The following is a 24,679-nucleotide window of genomic DNA, read 5'->3' as shown; positions in this document are numbered from 1 at the left end:
TAGAAGTGACAAAAATTTCATTTAGAAATGTAAAATTGCTTGATTTACAGGCAGAATTTGGAGCTAAAAGCTTAAAATGAAGGGCTTTGAGTTCACTTGTGGTGTTCTCCGAATTCGAGTATGAAGTAGTTAGAGAACGTGTTATTAATACATTGGTTCATTAATATACATAGGTATTAATTTCGAGTCTACAATTGAAGATCTATTCTGTCAATCAGTTCCATTAGTAAACCGCATGCTTTGTGATTATGTATACTTTGTTAATTAAGTACAGCTTTTGAGTGGCGTTTAAAGAATCAAAGATAAACTTCTAGATACAAAGTACTAAAAGCCTATACTGGTTGTTATTAGGCTTCACTTCCTCAAACATCAGCAAAGTATTTGTTATGAAGCAATTGTCTTTGCAGAATGGTATTTGCCGGGTTTCATCAGCTTTTGGTTCTAAGCTTGGTTCGGTATCGTACTAGTATTCCTGTAGAATACGTTCCAGAATACCCCCCTTAAATACAGGATAAAGACTCAACTCATCCATATGCACGTAACCGATGTGGCAGCCACAGGTTTCATTCGTGCAAGGAAGGTCTCGTAATTTCAATTCAAAATCGGACCAATAGATATTTCCGATCGGCTCCTTGATAAAATGACATCGATATATGGTGCCCTCACCATCAACTGAGATAACGCTAGAACCACAACGGCAGCTACACCCCAAACTCGAATGGTATTGAGTATTAAGTTGAAATAAAGGGTCGATTGAGCCACTTGAAAAAATTGGATCTTCATCCTCACTATATTAACAAAGCAATGTGTGAGCAGCTTGAGAATTTAGAGATCGAAGTTGATATTGATGATAAACAGGAGCCGGGTACGTATGGTGGTGAAGAAAGTTGATACTGTGCCGTTTCTGAATGATCTTTAAAGTAGTCTTATGGCTGATCTATTACCACATGTTTCTCCCAATCATTTTGTTATCATCGGGAACCCTGGAAATCAGCGGATTCAATTTTTTCAAAAGGCTTTACAGGATTTTGGACAATCACAGGCAGACATTGTTTCCTACACTCAACTGATTCAAGATCCTCATCGACGAATTGTGTCTTGAGCAGATTCATCTCGAGAAGTGGCTGCCTAAAGCTTCACTGAAACATGGGACAACATTTGATTTGCGAGTGATCGTGATTGATGGTCAGGTGCGTCACTTTGTTGTCAGAGAAAGCCGTAGGCCTCTCAGTAATCTTCATTTGGGGAATCGTCGTGGTGATGGGAAACAGCTCATTAATGCGCTTGGTACATCAGGGTGGGAGGAAGTTCGTAAAACCTGCGAGCAGGCTGCCAGTCTCTATCCGGGAAACTTTCATATTGGCGTTGATGTATTGTTGACCCCCGGATTTCGTCAGCAGGCCATTCTCGAACTCAATGCGTTTGGCGATCTTTTGCCAGGTATACTGCATCAAGGGTTGGACACATACCAGTTTGAAGTACGATCAATTCTTTGTAGCGAGAACCTAAGAGTAAGTTTTCCATGATGCTACTATCGTTGGAGATAGTTTTTTATTTAGCCTGTTCCCATATTGACGATTCATTATCGATATAGCTTTGGCTATTTCATGTCCAGGTCGAAAGTGTTCTCGCCAGCCTTGATAGTGAAAGTCACTTCGCTCGTTTCGGGGTTCTGGTATTTCTTAGGAATTTCGGGCCACTCTTTTGCAGCGGGGGCTTCTCCTGTGATTGCTGCATCGGCCTCGGCAGCAGTCATTTCAGTTGTTGGCGGCGTAACACCAATTTGATAGTCACCTACTAAGATCGCATCACCACGTCTCATACGGAGTGAATATGTTCCATCAGCGGCAATGGCACTCGATGCAGTAATTCCCTTGTCTTTGTGGAGAAAGACAATAGAGGTACCATCGGGTACAGACTTTCCATTGGAAGTAACTTTTCCTTTTACAGTGCCTGTGTCTCCCTCGGGTAACCTGCTTCCACCGGTGCAGCCAGCAAAACTCAAGATCGCAAAAATGAGCGAGCTTACGATTATAGTAACGTGCCTTCGTTGATCCCTAATGAATAATTCGTGCATTTCTTCCCTTGTTTTCGATGTGATTCAAAGAGGTCTGAAAAAGAAATTTAAACAGATGAGACATTGTGCCTCGAAGAGAATTGTAGGCGGACAGGATTGCCCGCCTACAGGGTTGAGATCAGAATTCGCCGAGTGGCTTTCCATCATCGCGCGTTGCTAAACGCCGTAAAGTTTGCATATCTATATTTTCACTGAGAAACCGGACTGAACCATCTCCCAATAAAGCATGAACTCCTCCCGTATGTGGAGAGTAGATCCCATTGTTGGGGCCATCGTTTGTTCCGGTGCCCGGTAAACTGTTATCTACAGTATTAGGTGGATACCGAATGGTTGTGAGATTGAATGTACGGTTTTGACCTGTTTCGCCAGCATCAGCTGTACCCATCATCCAACCGTGATTGCTGTTAACCTGAACTGGATTGTCAGCTGCGTCTCGAAAATAGTTTGAACATTCACTTACAACTATGATATTAGTAGTTCCATCTGAAATATCTTTGATTTTGATACATAGATTCTGGAGCATGACACCACCACGGGCTTTAATTCCTCCGGGGGTGACTGAAGTACAACACCCTGTGTAAGCGTATTGATTATGGATTGATGCATTCGTGAAGCCGTTTCCGTTAGTGGCTCCTGAAATCCCCACATAGTGTGGCCTGACAGTCGATCCTCCCCCCGTGTTATGAGTAATCGCTTTCATGGGACTGGATGGACAGAGCATCAATGGAATGATTACCTTGTCCGCAACCGCTCCATTTCCAACGTAGCCGGAGTGATTAACTTCATGATTCAGTTGGTTGAATAGAGCAGCCTGATCCATATATGGCAGAATTCCGACCCACCAAGATTGTCCCCAGCCTCCTGCATGGTCCCGACGTGCACCGAGAGGAAAGCATTTGAAGACATCATGATAATTATGATGTGCCAGGCCGATTTGCTTAAGGTTGTTTTTGCAAGTTGATCTCCTGGCAGCTTCTCGTGCCTGTTGAACTGCTGGCAACAGTAAGGCGATCAAAATGGCTATGATGGCGATCACGACCAGCAACTCAATCAGTGTAAAAGCGCGTTTCTTTGAATGAGTCAGTTTCATGTTTTTCCCTTTGAAAAAGAAAGAATAAGAAAACAACATTAGAGATAAAAACTTTCATCCTGGATGATGATATACCAGCTTCGATCCAGCTTCGATTAACTCAGTTTGATTGCTGATTTCAGCGGAAGACGTTGAATTCTCTTGTGTCATGCTGCGAATTCATTTATGACATGTTTAAGGCAACATAATATTTAATATATTAATACATTGGTTCATTAATATACAAAAATATTAATCCTAAGTCTATAGTTGTTCAGAGGCTTCTGTCAATTAGCGCAAACAACAATAAATAATTTTGTAAATTCGTATGCTTTGTTAATAAAATTCTACTTTTGAGTTGGATCTTACTGAGAGAGGCGATGATTACAGCTATCGCCTTATTAATGGGTGAAGTAACTTAAATCTATGAGTAACTCTGCCTGTTTTTTGAGCAAATTTTGGGAATGGTATATGGTTTGCATTATTAAGATATTCTGTTTTACCTTAGAATAATTGATGAATGACAAACTCAAATCAGGGAACAACAATGACTCCTCGGGAAGTGCTCGCCCTCTGCCGTGAACGGGAAATTCAGGCCATAGACCTTCGATTTATGGATTTTCCTGGCACCCAAAAACATTTCACTATTCCTGCTAAGATATTGGTAGAGAAGAGTTTCGAAGATGGCTTCGGCTTTGATGGCTCTTCAATGCGCGGCTGGAAGGCGATTAACGAAAGTGATATGTTAGTCGTTCCTCAACCTGAAACGGCGTTTGTTGATCCCTTTATGACAAACACTCTCGTGATGACCTGTAACATTCAGGATCCGATCACTCGCGAGGACTATGCCAAAGATCCGCGCAATGTTGCCCGCAAAGCAGAAAGCTATATGCGGTCCACTAAAATCGCTGATGTAGCCAATTTCGGGCCCGAAGCAGAGTTCTTTATATTTGATGACGTGCAATTCGACCAAAATGAGCACGAATGCTATTACCATGTGGACAGTATTGAAGGCCAGTGGAACCGAGGAAAAGCAGGCAGCACCCCAAACGCGGGTTACAAAATCCGGCATAAGGAAGGTTATTTCCCCGTTCCACCGGCTGACACCTTACAGGAAGCACGTACTGAGATGATGCTGGCGTTAATGGATTGTGGCGTCGAAGTCGAAGCGCAGCATCATGAAGTAGCAACGGGCGGCCAGTGTGAAATCGATATGAAATATGCACCGTTGTTAAAGACCGCTGACAACCTGTTGCGCTACAAATACATTGTTAAGAACGTGGCTGCCAAACATGGTAAAACAGCGACCTTTATGCCAAAGCCACTCTGGAACGATAATGGTTCCGGCTTGCATTTGCATATGTCGCTTTGGAAGGAGGGTAAACCGCTGTTTGCGGGTTCCCGCTATGGAGGTCTCAGCGAGATGGGAATGTATGCGATGGGGGGGATTCTCAAACACGCGCCTGCTCTATTTGCATTTTGTTGTCCCACGACCAATAGCTACAAACGTTTGATTGCCGGCTATGAAGCACCCATCAATTTGACGTACAGCTATCGAAATCGATCAGCGGCGATTCGGATTCCCGTGCACAGTCCTCATCCTGAAAACAAACGTTTTGAATTCCGCTGCCCCGATTCTTCTTCGAATCCTTACTTAGCAATGTCAGCTGTGTTGATGGCGATGCTGGACGGCATTCAAAACAAGATCGATCCCGGTCACCCTCTGGAAAAAGATATCTATGACCTGAAACCTGATGAACTGGCAGAGTTACCCGCTGTACCTGAATCACTGGAACAGGCACTTCAAGCGTTACGCGATGATCATCAGTTTCTGCTTGTGGGTGATGTCTTTACAGAAGATGTGATCGATACATGGATCTGGTACAAGTCCAGTCAGGAAGTGGCTGCCCTTCGCGAGCGCCCGCATCCTTACGAATTTGCCATGTATTACGATATCTAAACGTTTTATATATGGTTTATGGGAAGCAATCGGCAATGTTCTGAATCGTGCCTCCACCAGCCGTATTGACTGTCGCACCATTGTTGTTCGTGGAGAGATTCGGCAGGTCTTCCACATTGATGGTACCACCCACGGCAGCAAAGAAATCGAGAGACGTGTTGGTCGTATTTCCTGTCGCCTCTACACAAAGCAGATGAGGCGAGCCGACAAACACATCGAGTCCGGTACCACCTCCACCAGCTCCAAAGAGTATGTTACTATTGACCTGAATGCGGGCCGCACTTGCCGTGCCACTATCCAGGAGTACCTCGATACTGTCATTAAAAAGACCACCCGTTTGTGCGATCAAGTTATTGGTGACGAAGACGTCGTGGTCTGTACCACGATCAATGTCCAACGAGATACCATCATCAAACAGCGCTGCCAGGACATCATCCGAAATTGTGTTTTGGTTAATAGTAGTGTCTGTTGTGCCTGTCGTGTTCAGACCAAGATAAATACCCGTACCAAAGAGATTCACCAGATCATCCGAGTCGATCGTATTTTGAGAGATCGTTGTTGTGGCTGATCCTGCATTGTAAATCACACTAATACCATCTCCGAATACGCCTGCGGTATTCTGGATTGTGTTACCCGTAATGGTAGTTGTCATAGTACCGGTTGAATTACCTGTGTAATTAATCCCGTCTCCAAACGCATTCAGGATACTGGTAATCTGGTTGCCTCTAATCCGTGTTGTCACATTACCCGCGGTGGTGGATACTTCGATTCCAGTACCAGCTAAAGCAAGCACACTGGTAATGATGTTATTATCAATGTCGACGGTTGCATCACCGCCAATTTCCACATCAATCGCATCATCAAATGCAGTCAGAATACTTCGGATCGTGTTTCCACTGATGGTGCCGTTTCCAGAACCATTCAGTACTGCAATTCCATCAATGCTTGCATCGTCTATGGTATTGGATGAAAAGTTAAAGTTCGTGACATTTTGTGCGAAGATACCTTCAGTCGTGGGGGTGTCAATAGTCGTGTTTTGAATGGTAATATTTTGTGAATTGGTAGCAGTAACGCCGGTTGCTCCACTATTCGTGAGAGTTCCACCATTAAGTGTAAAGCTACCCGTCAGATTGTTAATCAGGACTGAGTCAGCGCCCGCATTTGTGCTGCTTAAGTTGTCAACTGTAATATTTGCCGTGCCGTTGTTAACGTTGACAGACGTTGTGCCATTGGTTGTGGTGACCTGTCCGAACTGTATCGTTCCGCCTGCGTTCTGGATATCGATACCATCGCCGTTGGTATTTGTAATCGAACTATTGGTAAAGGTCACATCCCCATTACCCCCGGAAATCAGCACACCCAGACCACCCGATTTGGTGAGAGGTGTTTGGTTGAACGTAGCGGGGCCGGTTAAATTTGACAAGCTGATTGCCGTACCAGCTCCGGTATGATTAATGGTATTGTTAGAGACCATCAGGTTACCCACTCCATTTGCGATAATCGAAGAACCGGCACCCGTTGTTGTGATATCAAATCCGGAAAGCACACTGCGGTTATTCAGCGTGAAGCTACCGGTAATCTGTGGAGTCAGGCCGGTATTCGAATCAGGCAGCTGTACCTGTCCCACTTGAGTGGTAATGAATTGTGCTGGCCCGGATGAGAGCACTTGAGTATTCGTTGCAAGTGTAAAGTTACCCGCTTCCGCGGCATTCCGATGGTCGTACACGACAACATTCCCCTGTTGTGTCCTTGTGTCTGCAAAGGCGGCTGCCAAAGTTCCAAATGGATCCTCAAATGTTCCATCACCACTGCCTCCTGTTTCGACATGCATGAAGAAGTAAGGCAGTCCCGTTGAAGGATCAATAAGCAAACCACCATTGGGATCCTGGATTTCCTGGTTGGTGACCACGATATTACGGAGGCGTTCGGGAGCTTCTCCCAGTCGATCACGAGCCGGCAGGTTGGATCGTGGTCCATTTCTCAAGCCTGTGATACTAGGCCACTGAAAAGATACAGCGAAGTTAACTGTTGTGTCGAACACACGATCATTTTGAATACTGAGATTCAAGGCGACGACATCTGATATGCGACCTTCAACACGCGACTTCCAGCCCCAGGCTTGAGGAGTTCCATTGGCCTGAAAATGATACCAGCCAGCAAAAGCGCGGACGTCGGTATTGGGGCCGGAATAAATTTTCCGACCAGCTTCCATATCAACTCCCGTCATCGCGGCTTGGTAGAATCTGGTAAATGTTCCGCCGAAGAGATGATGGCCGATAAATGTGTACGTGCCAGTAGGGTCATGAGTGGTTCTTAACAATTTACGTCTTGTTCCGGTGGGGATGTACCAGTTGAGTCGTGCATCCCAAAGATCGCCAAGTGTTTCGATACCCCCTGAAACCTGGCCAAAGTTGGCATAGCCTGTGTCACGGGTGTCATAATAAATGTAGCCGCCAATGGTTCGCTGATACTCGGGTAAATATTGTCGGGCACCAATCCCGATATTGGAACCCAGATTATGATTCTCATCATCAAGCAGTAACCGGGCATCGAGGAAGGCAAGCCAGTCGCTATCATATCCCTCAAACAAGGGAAGGAATCCTTCGAAGGAGGAAAGTCCTCCAACACGACCTATTGTATCCCCCGCTTCATAGCTGTAACCGAAATGGGGATGGTAGCGTCCAAACCAGGCGGAATCGCCGAACAGCTCCGAGACATCGCCACTATAATTTTCATTATCGAATTCAGGTATCTGATCGATAGTCTGCGCGAAAAGTAAAGAATTTGCACCCAGAACGATGATGACAGCCAGACAGTATTGTTTCATGGAATCCATTCCAGTTTGTGTGTAGAGCCCCTACTTCTGTCGTCAGGTTTGATCCAGTTACTAGATCCATTTTAGTTAGGAAACGATTAACTATCTTGACACTGGTCAGGGTTGGTCCGGTTAGGAATTCTAGGTGTAGAATGTCGTTTGTTTTCCGCCTTCATTTTTCCTCAGAACACATGAGAAAAACGTCCTCTATTTCTAATTTACTAAATCAATATCTAGCAGTCTCAAAACAGGTTAACTGAAAAATCAAATTGACATTTTCAGGAATTTTGAAATTGAGTTAAAGTCCTAAACGGTACTGCATGATTTGTATCTTGACTTGCTGATGTCATTGACTAAATTGCGCGAATTGCGTCGCGCGCGTGAGAATGGTTTTACATACTGAAGGTCTCTTCACAACTTGAATTTTTCACTATGAAACCCACTGGTTTGAAAACAATTTGAACAGACCATGCTCATAAGTCCTCCTGTTATCGATTCGTATCGGCTGTCTCTCAGGTGACGTCAGTGAAACAACAGATTGTATCAGCACGCTCTCACTTGTTGTTGACGACAAATTCCTATTTTCTTTCGACTTGACCACTTCAGTCTTCTTCGTTTGATATTAGGCTCATACAAAGATTTAGTTGATGAGTATAAACTGGCAACATCAGCTTGATTGAATGGATTCTATTACCGCTGCAATAAATTTGATGGAAAATCAATCTTCAGACTTCATTTTAACAGATACCGCCTCAATCGAAGAACTGAAAAATGAGAAGTGGAAAAGAGGGTCGTTCAGGATGGGGTGTTGTGGCCCTGCTTAACTCAGGTGAGTCTTCCAGGCTATAGCCAATGAGGTTTCCCTCAAGGAAGCTAATGCTACCTCAGAGTGTATTTTTCGGGAGCAGTGTAATCTATATCAGCGCAACGTACTGCCGTATATACGATTCATGTTCTGTGATTGCAGTCTGACTCCCGTTAGTATTCATTAATGATTTCCGTCAGCAGTGATTACAACGCGTTTTGGAATAGATCGACTCTTCATTTTGTGATTCATCGATGGCAAAATTGATCAAACAGCGAAGCACTTTAGAGCGATCGGGGAGACTGTGTTTCTGTACCATCTGGTCGAGATAATCAATCTGGCTTTGTTTTAGCTCCAGCGTAACTGCTACATTTTCACTCATGTCAATCTTTTCCTTTGCATTAATTGAAGTGGACGTTTTGGAACGGTTCTCAATTTTCAGAGATTGTACTTACTGGAATTACGATTTCCATAGCGAATTTTTATTTCAACCTGAGACCGGAGGTACTCCAGGCTGTTCATACCAGTAAATAGCAATTCTACCACAAAAATCTGATTTCTGATGTCTTCTGCGATCTGCTGTGTTACAATTCAGGTCCACAGTCATGCTCCCGCCTGAGAGGGCGATCCATCCTCAATATCCATGATCAGCTTTCGGAGACACTTTCATGAAACAGTCACCAGGCATTTTATTCTTTGTGACGATCTTGCTTTTTCCTTATGTCGGGCACGCAGGCGAACCGGCATTGCACGAGGGATGGCAGGCGATGACGCCTCGCGAGGAATTGCGTCCACAAGTTTCCTGGGATGCAAAGGCGGGGCTGAAAAGGAAAGGCGCCTTTATCATTCAGGCCGATGGCCGTGAAGGTCTGATGGGACACATTCAGAAGTCGTTTCCTGTTCAGGGGGGAAAGACTTATGAATTCACAGCGTTTCGCAAAACAGATGGCATTGATCTGGTACGTCGAGCCGGTGCGGCTCGCCTGCGATGGCTCGACAAGAACGGAAGACGTGTGAAGCGTGATGAGAAATCCTATGCTTCCTATCGACCTGGCGAGCGTCCTCAGGCAGAACCGGAATTTCCCAGTGATCAGGAATCAACGGATGGCTGGACAAAAGTGGCTGGAATTTATCGTGCTCCTTCAGAAGCGGCTCAGGTGCAAATCGAGTTACATTTTCGCTGGGGCCCACCACATTCACAAATCCAGTGGAGTGATATCAACTTCAAACAGGCAAATGAAATTAAGCCACGCAAAGTACGGCTCGCAACAATACATCATCGGCCCCAGGCAGGGAACAAGCCCACTGATAAACCGGCACAGTTTGCGAAGTTGATTGAACATGCGGCACAGAAGAAAGCAGATTTGGTGGTGCTTCCTGAATCCATAACGGTCTATGGTACAAAGCTGCCTTACGCTGAGTGTGCAGAACCGATTCCCGGACCATCCACAGACTATTTTGGTGAGCTTGCCAAAAAACATGACCTTTACATCGTCGTCGGGCTTTACGAACGGGCAAAGCATCTGGTTTATAATGTGGCTGTGTTGATTGGTCCCGATGGGAAAATCGTTGGTAAGTATCGAAAAGTCACACTACCGCGAGGTGAGATTGAAAAAGGAGTCACACCCGGAAGCGAATATCCGGTGTTTCAAACCCGTTTCGGAAAAGTTGGTATGATGGTTTGCTACGATGGATTCTTTCCCGAAGTGGCGCGCGAATTGAGTAAAAACGGAGCCGAAGTGATAGCCTGGCCTGTCTGGGGCTGTAATCCGATGCTCGGTGCCGCACGCGCCTGTGAGAATCACGTTTACGTGATCAGCAGCACTTACACAGACACATCTTCCAACTGGATGATTTCCGCCATTTACGGACATGATGGCAAACCACTGGCCCAAGCTAAGGAGTGGGGAACGATTGCCATCACCGAGGTCGACTTGAACCATCCCCTCTATTGGCAGAGTCTGGGTGATTTTCGTTCCCAAATTGAACGGCATCGCCCTCAAGTAGCTCCGAAACCTTAACGGAATCACTAGCTCATCCGTTAAGGTACTCGTTATGCTTCACGATTCTTAAAACTCCACCAGCGTTTTTGCGGAATCAAGGCGATGGCCATGATTGCCAGTTGTGACAGCATAAATAGCGCCAAGGCTTTGAGAACGCCTTCCGTGAAACCATAGGAATGCAATCCGACGCCCAGTTCATTGACGCCAAACCAGGACCAACTGGTGACGATGTTACCGCCAATGGAAAGCATTGCCAGACCACGATCTTTGACCAGACCTCCCCAGCGGGCATGCAGCACGAGTGCGTTCCAGAGCACAATGATTAAGGCCCCGTTTTCTTTCGGGTCCCAACCCCAGAAACGGCCCCAGGAATCATCGGCCCAGAGACCACCGAGCACCGTTCCCACAAAACTGAGGAAGATGGCAAAGCAGAGCACGCCATAGAGCATGCGAATTACTTCTTTACCTGCATCTGCGGTCATGCGGGGTGTACAAGTTCCCCATAAAATATAAAACAGACCAAGGAGACCAGCCACGAACGTTGCGGCATAGCCAAGTGTAATACAAACCACATGTGTGGCAAGCCAGAACTGAGTATCAAGAACAGCTTGTAGCACGGTCATCGTATCACCATCCCCGGCCAACATGTGGGCGATCAGAAGTGTGGAAAATCCGGAGACCGAGGCCAGCAGATTTCCAATGCCCAGCCGATTCATGCGTTCGATCACAATTCCCCCCAGTACAGCCCCCCAGCCAATAAATACGGCCGAGGAATACAGGTTCGTGACAGGTGGACGTCCCGAGATATAAATACGAGAAATCAGGGCAAACGTATGTACGACAAACGTAAGCACAATCAGCCAGAATGCGGCATCGCCTAACGGGCGGTTCCAGAACAAAAATGAGAAACAAACCAGTACAAACGCGACTAGATATAACACCGAGGAGTAATAAAAGGGTTCAAAGTGATTGAAGAAGGCTTCGTAATCAATTTTCGATAAGCTGGTGTCTGGCATCTCGGCCTGATGTTTCTCCAGCCATTTTTGATAGTTACGAACTTCTTTATTAAATTCTCCGACATCATTTTTCGCATAGGCAACCAACATTTTCGTCCAGGCCTGAGTCGCTTCGCTTTCTTTGTCTTTCGAGAAACTGGCTTTGACCAGATCACGAGTCCAGGCGTAGGTATAGGTTTGCCATTGATCATCTTCCCCTTCGACTTCATTTCTCTCTGATTCTTCTGGTGGAATCGCGCGTGGAGGATTGCGGCGGTCAAGCATCCGATGACGTCTGATTGCTTCAATCAAATCATCACGCGCCGATTCGGGACGGATATTCGGGGGGGTGAATGATTGGATAATCAAATCAACAATGCCAATCTTTCGTTCCAGATCAAGGACCTGAGATTGATACAGGCTGGCCTTTCCACGGCCTGCTTTGCGAGCCAGGTCAGCCTGTTTGGAGAGTTCAGGAATCTTTTCTGCGAATTCATCGAAGGAGTAACGGAAGCCTTTCCGTTTCTCCAGCCCCAATGTGTGTAGTAATTCCAGATTTTCGATTCGAACGACATTGAGTGCAAAGGCCTCGCGCGGTTTGGCAATCGTATCCAGCAGCCACTTGATGGCAGGTTGAGTTTTTCCGTTTTCGTCTTTGTAATCCTGCCGACCGGAAATGACCCGCAGGCTGTTGCGCGCCAGCGTATCAATGGGCTTGAATCGCCCCTGGTATAAAATAGGGAGCTCTCCGAATTTGTAGACGTTCATTTCATCTGACGGTGTCTTAGGGACGCGGGCTTTGCTCATCAGATAACCGCCAAAGATGATTAGAATCAATGCGGGAATCAGACAGCTTTTCAGCTTTGCCTTTGATCGTTTTTTCTTGATCCATTTCGCTTCGTCTTTCTCTTCAGGTGGTAAAAACTCAGCGACGGCAGTTGCTTCTGTAGTCCGTTCGCGGCGTCCGAGAAAGCGTAACAGTGTAATCATAAAATGGTATAACATGCCGACGGCGACGATCATGCAGGAAACATAGGGAATCATCCAACCCATATTTGTGACGACGGACAGGGTGGTCATTTCTTTTCCGGTGCGGGGGTCGGCATGGTAGCCGCTTTGATAGAATGTTTCGCCGCTGTAACGGAGTGGATTGTTCATCCAGATTTTGATCTCTCGATCAACGTTGGTTGTGGGGTCTACCAGTTCAATGTCCGAGGAATAGTTCATCACAGTACTGGTGCCGGCATAATCATCTTTTCGTACATCGATGAGTTTCACACGATATGGTTTATAGATGCGTTTGAAGCGGAGATAGAGTTGATATGGTTTCTCGTCGACAATGACTTGTTCGCCAATGTCCTGTAATGCCATCTCCAGACTGATGAGATAAATGCCGAGCGACTCATTTGTTTTTTTATCAATGATTTTGATGTAGGCAGCAGGAGTGTCGACAGCGCCGTCGCTATCAGTACCAGCCGAACTTCGCGTGGGTAAGGCAATCCATTCTTTGCCAATACCCGTGGTGGCTGGATTCTCAGCCTGCTTTTTTTCCTCAGGACCTAAAGAAGAAATGCGTCGTAAGGAAGCATTCGGGTAAAATTTCACCAGTTCATAATCGAAGGGGAGTTTGGTGTCGGAAACGACTTCTTCTTGTTTGGCGAGTAAGATCGATTTGGGGATGACGGTGACCTGGTCCTGTTCGGGATCGGTTTCATCAATGACCGCCAATTCAATTTCGCGGATGTCGTGTACAAAGTTTGCCGTTTCCCCTTCCGAAATCGTCATCTGTGTTTCGACAGCCATCGTACCGACCATCAATTCACTCAGCATCATCAGACCGATGCCACCATGCAAAAGCACGATTCCGGCTCGCTTTTTAAACAGGATGATACATCCAGCCAGAAGTACAACGCCTGCAAAAGTCGCTTTAATCAACTGCCAGAGAATGCGCATCGAGGAATCACTGAAACGTGCGGCATCACCCTGAGAGAGAAACCAGGCCAACAGGCAGGCAAACAGAACAGCGCCTCCCATGGTCAACCAGCGTTCTATTTTTCTGAACGACTCGATTTTAAAAAAGAGCCAGATTCCCCCCAGCACTAATGCTCCCAGCCCGACTTCAATCAGAGTCCATAAAGCAGACCAACTGAGTAGGGGAGTTTCCTGAAACCCGTCTTTATTGGAACCGCTGGCGATCACGACCCAGGTCAATAGCAGACCCGCAGCAATCACGGCCCAGCCAATCGCTTTTTGATTTCCCTTCGCCTGCACTTTAAATCGAATGAAATGCGCTGCCAGCAGATTGATGCCCATGAGAAAACCAATGAGCCAGCCACCGGGAAAGTAGAAGAAACCGGGGATGTTTTCCTGGTTGAGGTTCGGAAAGAAAGAAGGGGGGAAGAAGATTTTAAATTCGATACGGGCAAAGCCGGTGCGGAAGTATTCATCGATGACAACCCAAATGTCTTTATTCACTTGCGCCAGCGTTCCCGCCAGGATGATGAAGATGGCCATCGCAAACAAGACGACCGTCAGTCGCAACGAGGCAAAAGGCTTTAAGAAACTCAGGAACTGCTCATTGAGATTTGTCGAACCCGAATCGAAATCTGGTGCGGCAAATTCGCTGGATTTGTCGGAAATGGTGTTCGTTGACATACTAAATTCCTGAAATATAAGCTCAAAAAATTACGTCTCTAAATCAGCTTTGTTTGTAATCATTCAAAGCGAATCGATTGCACAAACTGTTTGAAACGATCTGCTTCCTGTTCCGCTAGTTTTGCGGGACCTGTGAACTTGACAAACCAGGCCAGATTATCGCGATAAATTATGGCTCCCAGAATCGCTTTGCGTGGTTTCGAATTTTCGGGGCCAATCAGTTTCACATAGGTCGCTTTAAGATCTCCTGCTTTCAACTCTTCAGATTCTTTAGGAAGGTCCGATTCGGAAATGTCTTTCAAGCCGACCTGCCCACGCCAACGGTTGATATTAGGCAACAGAGGAGAGTGTTCTTTGGATAAGTCAATAATCGTAACCTCACCCGTTTCATCTCCTGCGTTAATATTAAAGGCTGCTTTTCGCATTCCACCGCTTCGTCCAGGCTTCCAGTCTTCAGGAGCTTCATATTTTAATTTCATAGATGCAGTCGGAGGGTTAGCTGGTCCTGGAGACGGCTGTCTCATGCCACCCCGCATACCTGATGCAAAAGGTGCACCACCCATCGGATTCCCGGCCATCATGCCTTTTAAACTGACGACGGTAATGGTTTTGTCGCCTTGATCTTTCAGTGTAAACAGTTCAGCGTCTAATGCCGGTTTGGTATCGGAGGCGGCTTCAATGTCTTTCGTCGTGATTTCTGAAAGTCCTACCTGATCACGCCATCGGTTGATATTGGAAAGTATATCTTCCGGGAGTGACTTCCCTGCAGAGAGTGGTGTGACAGTCAGTTCCAATTGGGGATCACTATCTTTAATTTTGAGTGTAGCGAAACGGATTGAGCGTCCTGGCTCCTGTTCCCAGTTTTCCGGCAGTGTCCATGCAGGTTTACCCGCTTCCAGTTTGATCGATTTGAGAAAGGTAATAAACGTATCAAACTCGGCACTCACCTGATCGGGAGCACCTGTCATTTTGAAAAACCAGTTCTGTGAACCGCCGGGCAGGATCGCAGCCAGCATACGCACTTCTTTGGCAGGTGCTGTAGTACGTTCCGACACGGTTGAGCTTGTATCATTCTCACTCTTTGGCACAGTGTAAGAGGTGATCTCTTCCTGTTTGGAGCAACCGACAGAGAAAAGCAGCAGGAACATCACAATAAGCGAGCATGTTTGTTTCATAAGATTCCGTCGACCTAAAAGGTCTAATCAATTGATTCAAGTGATTTTGTCGAACCAGCGTTTCTCTCAACAATATCGTGATTGGCTGCATCACTGATATGTGTATGTGTATAGAAAAACAGACAGTGGTTCCGTAACAGTACGATAAGGTAGGAAGGTGTTGAGAAAGACGAGGTCTCTCTGCAAGGTTGTAAGTCATTATATAAAAAGTAGATACGTAAGTCTTGGTTGAGTCGATTCTTCCTGATTTTGTTCAAAAAGCACCGTTATTTTATTATAGTTGTTTCAGACAGAAAAAGTACACAACCAGTTTGTCTCCCTCTCGTAAAATCTTTCTCTTTCGTGGTGATTCGATACCGCAATCGACAATATCCGGCCATTACCGAAAATGATTAAAAATAGGGTAAAAATTACAATGCCTTGCAAAAAAGTTACGAAATTGGTTTCGAGTAGGGCCGATTGTAAAAGGTTCCAGAGAAAATCCTATTTACAAAGAATTCTCTTTAATGTATTTACGCATTCTCGCGAATAATTCGCAAAATAATTTGTTTTTGTGGTACGCAAGGTGCTTATTTTTGAAATAACCTGTCCTCAATGGGATTTCGATCCTGTTTCTTTCAAATAGTTACTTCTAGGTACGGAACCGACAAATCACATCAATCAATGCAAATGGTCAGGAAGACCGACGCTTGATCCCGTTTTAAGTATCCAAAAAATCCAACAGCTTGTTGGCAAAACAACCTTTTAGGCATGGAAGCCGCATAGTGAAGCTATTTTCACAGACATCGCCTGTTGACGCGCTCAATTGGGCTGTGAATTTTCGAACTGTCGAAGCTCTTCAGATTAAGAGAACGTCTAAGCAGTTTGTCGCTCATGTGGGGATTGAAATCCAATCTCCTTGCTCTGCTTCTCTGCAAACAGCAACCAGTCAGGTTGTATGCTCACCAGCGGGAAACCGATCTGTTTCTCAACGGAAGCAAAGAGTGAATACCCCTTTATCTGATTCAGTAACGTGTAATGCGTTTAAACCAACCTTTTTGAGGAGTTGGTAGATGAAGTTTGCGACGACAGTAGTTTTATCATTTTTGTTATTTTCCAGCTCAGTTCTTGCGGAAACTCCCAAGGGAGTGCTCTTAGACTTTACCGCGACGTGGTGCGGTCCATGTCAGAAAATGAGTCCGTTGATTTCGCGTCTCAAACGCGAAGGTTATCCTATCAGGAAAGTCGACGTTGATCAGGAACCAGAATTAGCACGTCGTTTTAATGTTTCCAGTATTCCTGCATTTGTTTTAGTTGTCGGAGGACAGGAAGTCGCCCGGTCTGTTGGTTCAACCACTGAGAGCAACTTGAGACGGATGTTGGCACGTATTCCTGCGGCGGAACCACAGCGACCTCCCGTTCCCAATAAAAACGACGAGGTCATTTTTGTTTCCAACGACCAAAAAGGAAACGGATCCAAGCAGGCTTCAATCCAGTTGGCACAACATAAAACCAAGCCAAAAAAGAAGTCTCGTGGTTTCAATATTCCCTTCTTTGGCAAGTCGAAAAAAGAAGAATCGGTGGCAGTAGAAGAGCAAGAACCTGTGATTCGTGCTCAGTTTGGTGATTCTACCAATGATCGGAAGTCTGAAACACCACAACGAAATGTTGTCAACAATTGGCGTGAGAGCGCCGTTCGTATTCGAGTGAAAGATAAAAAAGGTCTGGACCTCGGATCAGGTACGATCATTCACAGCGCGGTCGGACGTACCTTGATTGCAACCTGCAGTCATATTTTCAGTGAATTACGCGATGATTCGGTCATCGAAGTCGATGTCTTTCAAGGCGACAAGCACGAAACCTATGTAGGTACTTTAATTCGCTATGATCTGGAAGCAGACGTTGGATTAATTTCAATTCCTACTTCAGATGTTTTTTCTTCGGCAAAAGTTGCTGGAATTGAGCATCAGGTTAAGGAGGGTGATACCGTTGCCAGTATAGGTTGTAATGGTGGAGAACTTCCGACATTGGAGAAAATTCAGGTCACGGCCCTGAACCGCTTTTTAGGACCGGACAATATCGAATGCACGGGGATGCCCGTTCAAGGACGCTCTGGTGGTGGATTGTTTGATCGATCAGGTCAGTTAGTGGGTATTTGTTTTGCTGTTGATAAAGAAGATCAACGTGGACTTTATGCAGGTTTGCCTGTGATTCACAAACTGTTGGATGATTCGAAACTGACAGCACTTTACAAAGAAACAGAATTCCAACAGACTCCTACTGAAACCAAAATGGCGGCAGAAGAACCTAATCAAGAATTACTTGCCGAGTTTTTAGAGCGTGCGATGCCAACTCAACCGGTGGACTCTCCGACTACAGGAAATCATGATCTTTCTCAATTGCAGGCGGCTTTAGAGCAAGCGGGGGAATCAGAAGTCGTCTGTATCATTCGCCCCTTAAACAAACCAAAGTCGGCGAGCCGTGTGGTCATCATTAACAAAGCCAGTTCCAAATTTGTTTCTTATCTGTCGGGTGAAGTGAGCAATCAACCACAGCCGACATCAGCACGTTTTAAGCCCAGCGAATTAATTTCCCGTGAGCCACAAATGCGAAATAAACGCATGGTCCGCAATCTACCACGTGCTAAAAGTATGAATCATGCTCAGTCAGAAGAGCTTGATTTTCGTCATCCTTCATCGTTCACTCAAACTGCAAACAAGACCACGATTACAAATCAGCAGCGCAGAGAAAAAATTCAGCAGGTCGAAAATCAGATTCAGCGTTACCGCCGTTCTGCTCAGTCTCGACGCTAATTTCTCAGTATAAGTTGCTTCTGGTTCATTATTCACAACGATAATCCAGCCTGGGAAGAATACTTCTTTTTAGGCTGGATTATTTGGTTTTCTGCTTTCAGGCTTTTGTTGTGCTATCGAGAACCTTTAGAATGAACTGTCTGCTGATGCCATCAGCAGATTGTTTTCTTCGATTCCTTCCCATTGCCTGCCACCAGGAGATTCCACGTGAACGTTTTGCAGAAACTGGCGATTTGCCTAAGTCTGGTTTTGGTCTCAACCACCTCGCTGTCGGCTGAGGATTTGAAATTACAACTGCGTTATCAGCAGGAAACGAGCAAAGATTCGGGACGCTATCATCGTTTGCACCGTTCGGAAAGCTGGAAGCCTCAAGAAACTGCAATTATTGTCTGCGATGTCTGGGACTATCATCATTGTTTTAACGCAGTCAAACGGCTGGAAGAGTTTGCACCACGCCTTGACAATTTATTGAAAACGGCTCGCGATCAGGGCGTCACCATTATTCATGCTCCCAGCGATTGTATGGACGCTTATAAAGGGCATCCGGCACGCATGCGCGCGATGCAGGCTCCCAAGTCTAAAGTTCATCCAGAGGGTATCAAAAACTGGTGCTCGCGGATTCCCAGTGAAGAACGTGCCGTCTACCCCGTTGATCAATCTGACGGTGGAGAAGATGATGACCCCGAAGAGCATGCGGCCTGGGCGAAGAAACTGGCGTCACTGGGGCGTAATCCAGCAGGACCCTGGAAAAGTCAGTCCGCTCTGATCACGATTGACGGCAATAAAGATTTTATCAGTGACAAAGGCGATGAAGTTTGGAATATCCTTAACAGCCGCGGGATCAACAACGTCATTCTCACCGGGGTGCACACCAACATGTGCGTGCTGGGGCGTCCCTTTGGTTTACGTCAGATGGCCAAAAATGGGAAGAACGTAGTGCTTGTCCGTGACATGACTGACACCATGTATAATCCTAAAAGCTGGCCTTACGTCAGTCATTTTACGGGCAACGATTTGATTATTTCACATATTGAGAAATTTATCTGCCCTACAATTACCAGTGACCAATTTTTAGGTGGCAAATCTTTTGTATTTAAAAAAGATCATCGACCACACCTAGTCATCGTGATGGCGGAAGCCGAATATGATACGAAAAAAACGTTACCCGAGTTTGCTGGTAAACATCTGGGTAAGCACTTTCGGGTTAGTTATGTTTTTGCGGATGACAAGGATCGAAATTCGATACCTGGTATCGAAGTGATTAACGAAGCCGACGTGGTACTCTTCAGTGTTCGTCGCCGTGTGTTACCTGAAAAAGCGATGCAGGCGATTCGCAAGTACGTGAAAGCCGGGAAGCCCGTTGTCGGTATTCGCACCGCCAGTCATGCCTTTTCACTTAGAGGCAAAAAGCCACCGGCAGGATTATACGATTGGCCTGAATTTGATGCGGAAGTCTTCGGCGGAAATTATCATGGCCACCTCGCTAACGATTTGAAGTCGATCATTTCGATCAATGAGTCTCAGAAACAGAATCCGATTCTCACCGGAATCCCTGATAAACCATTCCAGCAAGCCTATTCGCTGTATGAAGTCTCTCCTCTGGCGAAAAACACAACCGTTTTAATGACGGGAAAAGCTAAAGGCTTTCCAGTCGAGCCAGTTGCCTGGACGTTCAAGCGGAAGGATGGAGGCAAATCATTTTATACTTCACTTGGACACCCGGGCGATTTTAAAAATCCTGAATTTGTGCGGTTACTGGCGAATGGTGTCTACTGGGCCGCCGGTCTGAATCCAGCTGATGTATCGGTTTCGGAAAAGGTAACACTTCATGAAGCACCGCATTGGTCAGTGGTACAGATTCCCAATTCAGAGAAGTCAAACGATACGAACCAAAGTCGCTGGTATCGATGTGTGGTTCGAGTTCCCGAAAAGTGGATGTCAAACCAACCACTGACATTGAAAGTCGGCGAGGCCGAGGGAACTCAGGTCAATGCCTGGTTGAATGGAACTGCTTTAAAGAAAACAGACGCTGGTTTTCAGATCGTCCCAAAAGCAGTGACCCCCAACGACGCAAACCTGATTGTTTTACAAGTCACAGGCCAAACTAAAAACGCAGATTTCCGTTCCGTGCCTCAACTCGTTTCGGCAACAGGCAATTTGTCGCTGGCAGGTCGCTGGCAGTACCGGAGGGGCAATAATTCCCAATTTGCCAACATGCCACTGCCCGCGAAATTTGGGACGGTGACCGATATCGTTTTCAAACCCTGACCTGATTTAAATGTGCCAACATTATGGTTCTGATTTAAATTGCGGGCCATTTTTTTGGAAGAATTTCAGCCAGCTGGCCATGATGGCATCGCGGATCGTTTTTCCCTGTTTATATTCATCAAGTGTTTTGCCCCAGTAAAAACCAATCCAGCCATCCGCGTATTGCTTCGATTTCTGGATAAACTCTTCGAATTCCTGGGGTGAGCTTTTCAGAGGGAAGGTTTCTTCAATGACAATGGGTTTCCCAATATCAAATCCCTTGAGCGTTTCCAGGGCTTCATCGACTTTGCCTTTTTCCGGATAAATATGCACACTGAGGAAATCAAGATGCTGGCTCACCTGTTCGGGAACAAAGCCCGACTGCAGTCCGGGGCGTTTCAGGCTCCAAGGAACCATACCTACGGTAATTAAGTGCCGTTGATCCTGTTTTCGGATGGTGTCTACTAAAGTTTTAATCCAGGCGGCTGCGATTTCGGGACGCGGTTGTTCTGAAGGGCTGAGTGTGATTCGTTGCACAAAATGCTTGCCTGCAAACCCGGGACCAAGCCAGTCAGTTCCTTTTTTCTTCCCTGCATGGACGACCGGTTCATTCATCAAGTCGTAACAAAATATCGCCGGACTGTTTGCACATTGTCTGGCGATTGCTTCCCAGAAATTCGCTTGTGCTTGCCAGCGTTCTTTGTCGGTTAAGCGATCATACCACGCGGGAACATCCTGTTTGTGATAACATCCCAGTCCGGTTAGATCGAGATACAAGCCCGTCCGCTCGGCCAGTTTCAGTAACTCATCTAGTTTTTTGAGTGCTGCATTGCGAGGCTGATCGGGGGCTGACATGAATTTGCCGAATTGAAGATGAATCCTCACTACATTTGCGCCCAGTTGTTTCATCTCAGCGAAGTCCTGTTCGACCGCTTTCCATTCCGTGCTCCAGTAGTCTTCTAAAAGTCGTCCGTCTCGATCATGGTCGTAGTTAAATCCCCAGGGGACAAACTTTTTTTGCTCTTCTACAGTGATGAATGATTTACCATCCGGGCTGATCTGAATCCAATCTAACTCGGCGGCAACAAGAGGCTTTACTGACACGAAAAACATTAGTGCGATCAAGAGAAAAATCCGCATCAGCCTGTTCCTCAAAAAGAAGTGTAAAAGAATGATTGTCGATCACGGATATGATTTGACTTATATTGATTCTGAATGATCATAGAGTAGATTGCAATCCCGTGATCTCTGATGTCTTAAGAAAGAATGTTCCTTTGGGATTGAGCAATACAGGAACTCCGCTTATGGTAAATAGATACCCGACTGTTTTTTAAAAAGAGGCCCTTATGAAATTCTTATTATCGCTCTGTCTCGCACTCATTTTTATGTATATCGGCCAGACTCAAGTAACAGCCGGTGAAGAACAGAAACCACTTACTTATGAGGTCGATTTGCGGACTGCCTCTGAAGGCTTTGATGGTAAGACCTGCTGGGTGCATGCTCGCGCAGGCGTGATTCTGCAACGAAATAATGATAGACCATTAGTCGTGATGACCATGCAAAAATTATTGCTCAGTGGTTCTGACGTGTTTTACGCGCTAAATGAGATGAGAACTGCCGATGGTGAGAAATGGATCGGACCGATTGAGCATGCTTCGTTGGGGAGACGCCGATTATCGAAAACGAAAGAAATTGCCATCTGCGATTTCACGCCTGGATGGCATGCTAACACAAAGACATTATTGGGAACCGGTCATTCAGTGCGCTATGAAAACAATAAAGTGATGCATGTCCGCAAAAGGCATGTTGCTTATTCCGTTTACGATGCGAAAGATCATAGCTGGTCGGAATGGACCACGATGAAAATGCCAGATGAACTCAAATTCGAAAACTGTGGCTCTGGTTCTGGCCAGCGCGTGGATCTGAAGGATGGTACGATTTTGTTACCGATTTACTTTAAGAAAAAAACAGAACGGCAATATAGCACTGCGGTTGTATTGTGTGACTTTGATGGAAAAAAACTGACCTACAAAAAACATGGTAGCGAGCACACAGTACCCGTTAAACGAGGCCTGTATGAACCCTCGGTGACAAAGTTTCAAGATAAGTTTTACCTAACCATGCGGAATGACGAGAAAGGATATGTCTCGGTCAGTGACGATGGTTTGAAGTACTCAAAACCTGTTATCTGGAAATTTGATGATGGGCGGGAACTCGGGAACTACAACACGCAACAGCACTGGGTGACACATAGCGATGGCCTGTTTCTGGTTTATACCCGACGTGGTGCGAATAACGATCATGTATTTCGTCATCGGGCACCACTGTTCATGGCAGAAGTCGATCCTAAAACCTTACGCGTCATTCGGAAGACCGAACGAATCATCGTGCCCGAAAAAGGAGCCCGCATGGGAAACTTTGCGGTTGTGAAAATCAGTCCGCTCGAATCCTGGGTGACAGTTACCGAGTGGATGCAACCTGTGGGGATCGAAAAGTATGGTAGTAATAATCGGGTTTACACCGCGCGCATTAAGTGGTCTCATCCCTCGAAACCAGAGTAGGACTGCATTAGTCCTGTTTTCCGACTAACTCTCGCAGTGTCTGCATTAAGACCGCTTCGACTTCTGGGGCGGTTCGGGAGACACGGCCCGTTTCATAGCCTCCTTCGGCATAGGAAACTTTCGTCCCAATATAACCCGGTCCCTGATCGCCATACGCGGCCATGCAGACAAAATTCTGAGGCGCCATTTTCTGTGCCGCGAGTTGGTATTCGACGAACAATTCTCCCGGCATGTGAATCACATATGCCGGACCAATCTGCAGGCAGGTGATATCAATTGTTTTGCCAGCCTGGGTTCTTTGTAAATAGACCAGATCACGCGAGGCTCGAATTCGGTCTGTCAGCCGTGCTTTGGGGTTCTCCAGGATGCTTGTCAGCTTTTGAGAGTTCAGAGTATCTCTGAGTGGTAGTAACACGGGTTTCGATTTCCAGCTCACCTCCTTCGCAGAGACAGGCGTTTTTTTCGTTGACTCCCAAGCCTGTTTCATTCCTGTCGCCAGTCGTTGTGCCAGCAATGGACGATTTTCAGGATCGCCATTGTTGTATTTTCCTGCGCCGATATTTCCGCCTGCGCCATTAAAGTGAATGGGAAACACATTCGGCAGACTCTTTTGTCTTAGTCCTCGCGCAATTCCTACCGTGTCGCAACTTACGCCTCCTCGACCGTAATAGCTTTGAGGGTGGGTTGCATAATAACTGAGGGCCGCTAAAGGCTGGTCTTGATTCCAGAAACTGAGGACACGGACATAGGGATCAATCGTACCTTCAGGTGCTTCGATAGCAGCAGGGTTGCGTGATGAACTGTAACGCACAATTTTGACTTTACCATTGGGACCGAGAATACGACGGTTAGAAGCAAATTGTTTCACTTTACCTTTTCCCGTGCCGATGTGTGTCACAGGTTGTGATTGTTTCAGGCTATTGCGCGCTGCTTCTACCGAGCGATTCATGACGTTTTCTACATATGCTTCATCAAACATGGTTCCACTTATGTTATTCTCTTTGAGAAGCTCACTCGTTGAGAGATCTACACCCGGTGTATCGTGCTGGTGCAGACAGTGAATGGCACAACGGTCGGTTGATGTGTTGAGCGCATCGGCCAGTTTGTTTTTCCAGACATCTTGTGTCCCATTGTTCGCTCCCACCCAGTCGAGTGCCAGGATGACAATGGGTTGGCCTGAACCCAATAGAATCATACCCCGTGCACTCAACGGATCCACAATTTTTTTTGCTGGTGCTACGTGTCCATAACAGAGCGGACTTCCCAGAGGTGGCGTAATATCACATTCAAATGTGGCAATTCGTAACAGATTTGCCTTTGAGTTCTCTTCTGCCTGACCGAATTTACTTTGACAGACAAACAGAGTACATAATACGGTCAGGCTGAGAATAAAAGTAATATATCTTCTGAGTAAAGGCATCAGTCGGACTTTCGTGGGAAATTAATAATGAGGATAGTTCTGGCTGGAGTTACATAGTATAACAGATTCCTTATTTATCAATTCAAGCTGTTTTTATAAATTTGA

At 46.0% G+C, this 24,679-nt stretch carries 14 protein-coding genes and 1 pseudogene; 6 read left to right on the top strand and 9 right to left on the bottom strand.

The features are described from left to right. Positions 1 to 463 precede the first annotated feature (463 nt). Positions 464 to 754 (bottom strand): annotated as a pseudogene (locus V144x_RS29080) (STM4011 family radical SAM protein); the annotation flags it as partial. 337 nt (positions 755 to 1,091) lie between these two features. Between V144x_RS29080 and V144x_RS25105 the strand changes: the two are divergent. Further along, positions 1,092 to 1,526, top strand: coding sequence for a hypothetical protein (locus tag V144x_RS25105; protein ID WP_144989417.1), 435 nt, complete (start codon positions 1,092 to 1,094; stop codon positions 1,524 to 1,526). A gap of 74 nt (positions 1,527 to 1,600) precedes the next feature. Here V144x_RS25105 and V144x_RS25100 read toward each other — a convergent pair whose 3' ends face one another. After that, on the bottom strand, positions 1,601 to 2,077 hold the full coding sequence (locus V144x_RS25100) for a hypothetical protein (protein ID WP_144989415.1): 477 nt from the start codon (positions 2,075 to 2,077) through the stop codon (positions 1,601 to 1,603). A 118-nt stretch (positions 2,078 to 2,195) separates the two neighbouring features. Then, positions 2,196 to 3,167 (bottom strand): DUF1559 domain-containing protein, encoded by a 972-nt coding sequence (locus tag V144x_RS25095; protein WP_197998632.1) that lies wholly within the window; start codon positions 3,165 to 3,167, stop codon positions 2,196 to 2,198. A gap of 526 nt (positions 3,168 to 3,693) precedes the next feature. On the opposite strand from V144x_RS25095, the gene glnA reads away from it, so the two are divergent. Further along, a complete protein-coding gene (gene glnA, locus V144x_RS25090) occupies positions 3,694 to 5,106 on the top strand; it encodes a type I glutamate--ammonia ligase (RefSeq protein ID WP_144991143.1) in 1,413 nt (470 codons plus the stop codon). Between the two features lie 16 nt (positions 5,107 to 5,122). On the opposite strand, the gene V144x_RS25085 is transcribed toward glnA, so the two are convergent. Both V144x_RS25085 and V144x_RS25080 read right to left on the bottom strand, forming a co-directional pair. Beyond that, on the bottom strand, positions 5,123 to 7,933 hold the full coding sequence (locus tag V144x_RS25085; RefSeq protein ID WP_197998631.1) for a beta strand repeat-containing protein: 2,811 nt from the start codon (positions 7,931 to 7,933) through the stop codon (positions 5,123 to 5,125). Between the two features lie 989 nt (positions 7,934 to 8,922). After that, the gene (locus V144x_RS25080) at positions 8,923 to 9,108 is read right to left on the bottom strand and encodes a hypothetical protein (RefSeq protein ID WP_144989409.1); all 186 of its coding nucleotides are present in this window, start codon (positions 9,106 to 9,108) and stop codon (positions 8,923 to 8,925) included. Between the two features lie 286 nt (positions 9,109 to 9,394). Here V144x_RS25080 and V144x_RS25075 point away from each other — a divergent pair, with 286 nt between their 5' ends. After that, on the top strand, positions 9,395 to 10,747 hold the full coding sequence (locus V144x_RS25075) for a carbon-nitrogen hydrolase family protein (RefSeq protein ID WP_144989407.1): 1,353 nt from the start codon (positions 9,395 to 9,397) through the stop codon (positions 10,745 to 10,747). Positions 10,748 to 10,779: 32 nt separating this feature from the next. Here the strand turns inward: V144x_RS25075 and ccsA are convergent, their stop codons facing one another. Together ccsA and V144x_RS25065 are read right to left on the bottom strand one after the other, a co-directional pair. Continuing rightward, positions 10,780 to 14,379, bottom strand: coding sequence for a cytochrome c biogenesis protein (ccsA, locus tag V144x_RS25070; protein WP_144989405.1), 3,600 nt, complete (start codon positions 14,377 to 14,379; stop codon positions 10,780 to 10,782). 59 nt (positions 14,380 to 14,438) lie between these two features. Next, on the bottom strand, positions 14,439 to 15,554 hold the full coding sequence (locus V144x_RS25065) for a hypothetical protein (protein ID WP_144989403.1): 1,116 nt from the start codon (positions 15,552 to 15,554) through the stop codon (positions 14,439 to 14,441). 1,052 nt (positions 15,555 to 16,606) lie between these two features. Here V144x_RS25065 and V144x_RS25060 point away from each other — a divergent pair. Together V144x_RS25060 and V144x_RS25055 are read left to right on the top strand one after the other, a co-directional pair. Continuing rightward, complete coding sequence (locus tag V144x_RS25060; protein ID WP_144989401.1) at positions 16,607 to 18,346, top strand: trypsin-like peptidase domain-containing protein; 1,740 nt, start codon at positions 16,607 to 16,609, stop codon at positions 18,344 to 18,346. Between the two features lie 207 nt (positions 18,347 to 18,553). After that, positions 18,554 to 20,614, top strand: coding sequence for an isochorismatase family protein (locus V144x_RS25055; protein WP_144989399.1), 2,061 nt, complete (start codon positions 18,554 to 18,556; stop codon positions 20,612 to 20,614). A gap of 21 nt (positions 20,615 to 20,635) precedes the next feature. On the opposite strand, the gene V144x_RS25050 is transcribed toward V144x_RS25055, so the two are convergent. After that, the gene (locus V144x_RS25050; protein ID WP_144989397.1) at positions 20,636 to 21,733 is read right to left on the bottom strand and encodes a cellulase family glycosylhydrolase; all 1,098 of its coding nucleotides are present in this window, start codon (positions 21,731 to 21,733) and stop codon (positions 20,636 to 20,638) included. Positions 21,734 to 21,939: 206 nt separating this feature from the next. Here V144x_RS25050 and V144x_RS25045 point away from each other — a divergent pair, with 206 nt between their 5' ends. Continuing rightward, complete coding sequence (locus tag V144x_RS25045; RefSeq protein WP_144989395.1) at positions 21,940 to 23,154, top strand: sialidase family protein; 1,215 nt, start codon at positions 21,940 to 21,942, stop codon at positions 23,152 to 23,154. Positions 23,155 to 23,161: 7 nt separating this feature from the next. Here V144x_RS25045 and V144x_RS25040 read toward each other — a convergent pair whose 3' ends face one another. Next, the gene (locus V144x_RS25040; protein ID WP_197998630.1) at positions 23,162 to 24,574 is read right to left on the bottom strand and encodes a hypothetical protein; all 1,413 of its coding nucleotides are present in this window, start codon (positions 24,572 to 24,574) and stop codon (positions 23,162 to 23,164) included. Between the last annotated feature and the right edge of the window lie 105 nt (positions 24,575 to 24,679).

It is taken from the genome of Gimesia aquarii, assembly GCF_007748195.1.
Classification (GTDB): domain Bacteria; phylum Planctomycetota; class Planctomycetia; order Planctomycetales; family Planctomycetaceae; genus Gimesia; species Gimesia aquarii.
This window is presented reverse-complemented; position numbering and strand designations above follow the sequence as displayed.

Excerpts from the sequence above, each read along its gene's own strand:
- V144x_RS25100 (WP_144989415.1), bottom strand. The coding sequence starts at position 2,077 with ATGCACGAATTATTCATTAGGGATCAACGAAGGCACGTTACTATAATC.
- V144x_RS25095 (WP_197998632.1), bottom strand. The coding sequence starts at position 3,167 with ATGAAACTGACTCATTCAAAGAAACGCGCTTTTACACTGATTGAGTTG.
- glnA (WP_144991143.1), top strand. The coding sequence starts at position 3,694 with ATGACTCCTCGGGAAGTGCTCGCCCTCTGCCGTGAACGGGAAATTCAG.
- V144x_RS25085 (WP_197998631.1), bottom strand. The coding sequence starts at position 7,933 with ATGAAACAATACTGTCTGGCTGTCATCATCGTTCTGGGTGCAAATTCT.
- V144x_RS25080 (WP_144989409.1), bottom strand. The coding sequence starts at position 9,108 with ATGAGTGAAAATGTAGCAGTTACGCTGGAGCTAAAACAAAGCCAGATT.
- V144x_RS25075 (WP_144989407.1), top strand. The coding sequence starts at position 9,395 with ATGAAACAGTCACCAGGCATTTTATTCTTTGTGACGATCTTGCTTTTT.
- ccsA (WP_144989405.1), bottom strand. The coding sequence starts at position 14,379 with ATGTCAACGAACACCATTTCCGACAAATCCAGCGAATTTGCCGCACCA.
- V144x_RS25065 (WP_144989403.1), bottom strand. The coding sequence starts at position 15,554 with ATGAAACAAACATGCTCGCTTATTGTGATGTTCCTGCTGCTTTTCTCT.
- V144x_RS25060 (WP_144989401.1), top strand. The coding sequence starts at position 16,607 with ATGAAGTTTGCGACGACAGTAGTTTTATCATTTTTGTTATTTTCCAGC.
- V144x_RS25050 (WP_144989397.1), bottom strand. The coding sequence starts at position 21,733 with ATGCGGATTTTTCTCTTGATCGCACTAATGTTTTTCGTGTCAGTAAAG.
- V144x_RS25045 (WP_144989395.1), top strand. The coding sequence starts at position 21,940 with ATGAAATTCTTATTATCGCTCTGTCTCGCACTCATTTTTATGTATATC.
- V144x_RS25040 (WP_197998630.1), bottom strand. The coding sequence starts at position 24,574 with ATGCCTTTACTCAGAAGATATATTACTTTTATTCTCAGCCTGACCGTA.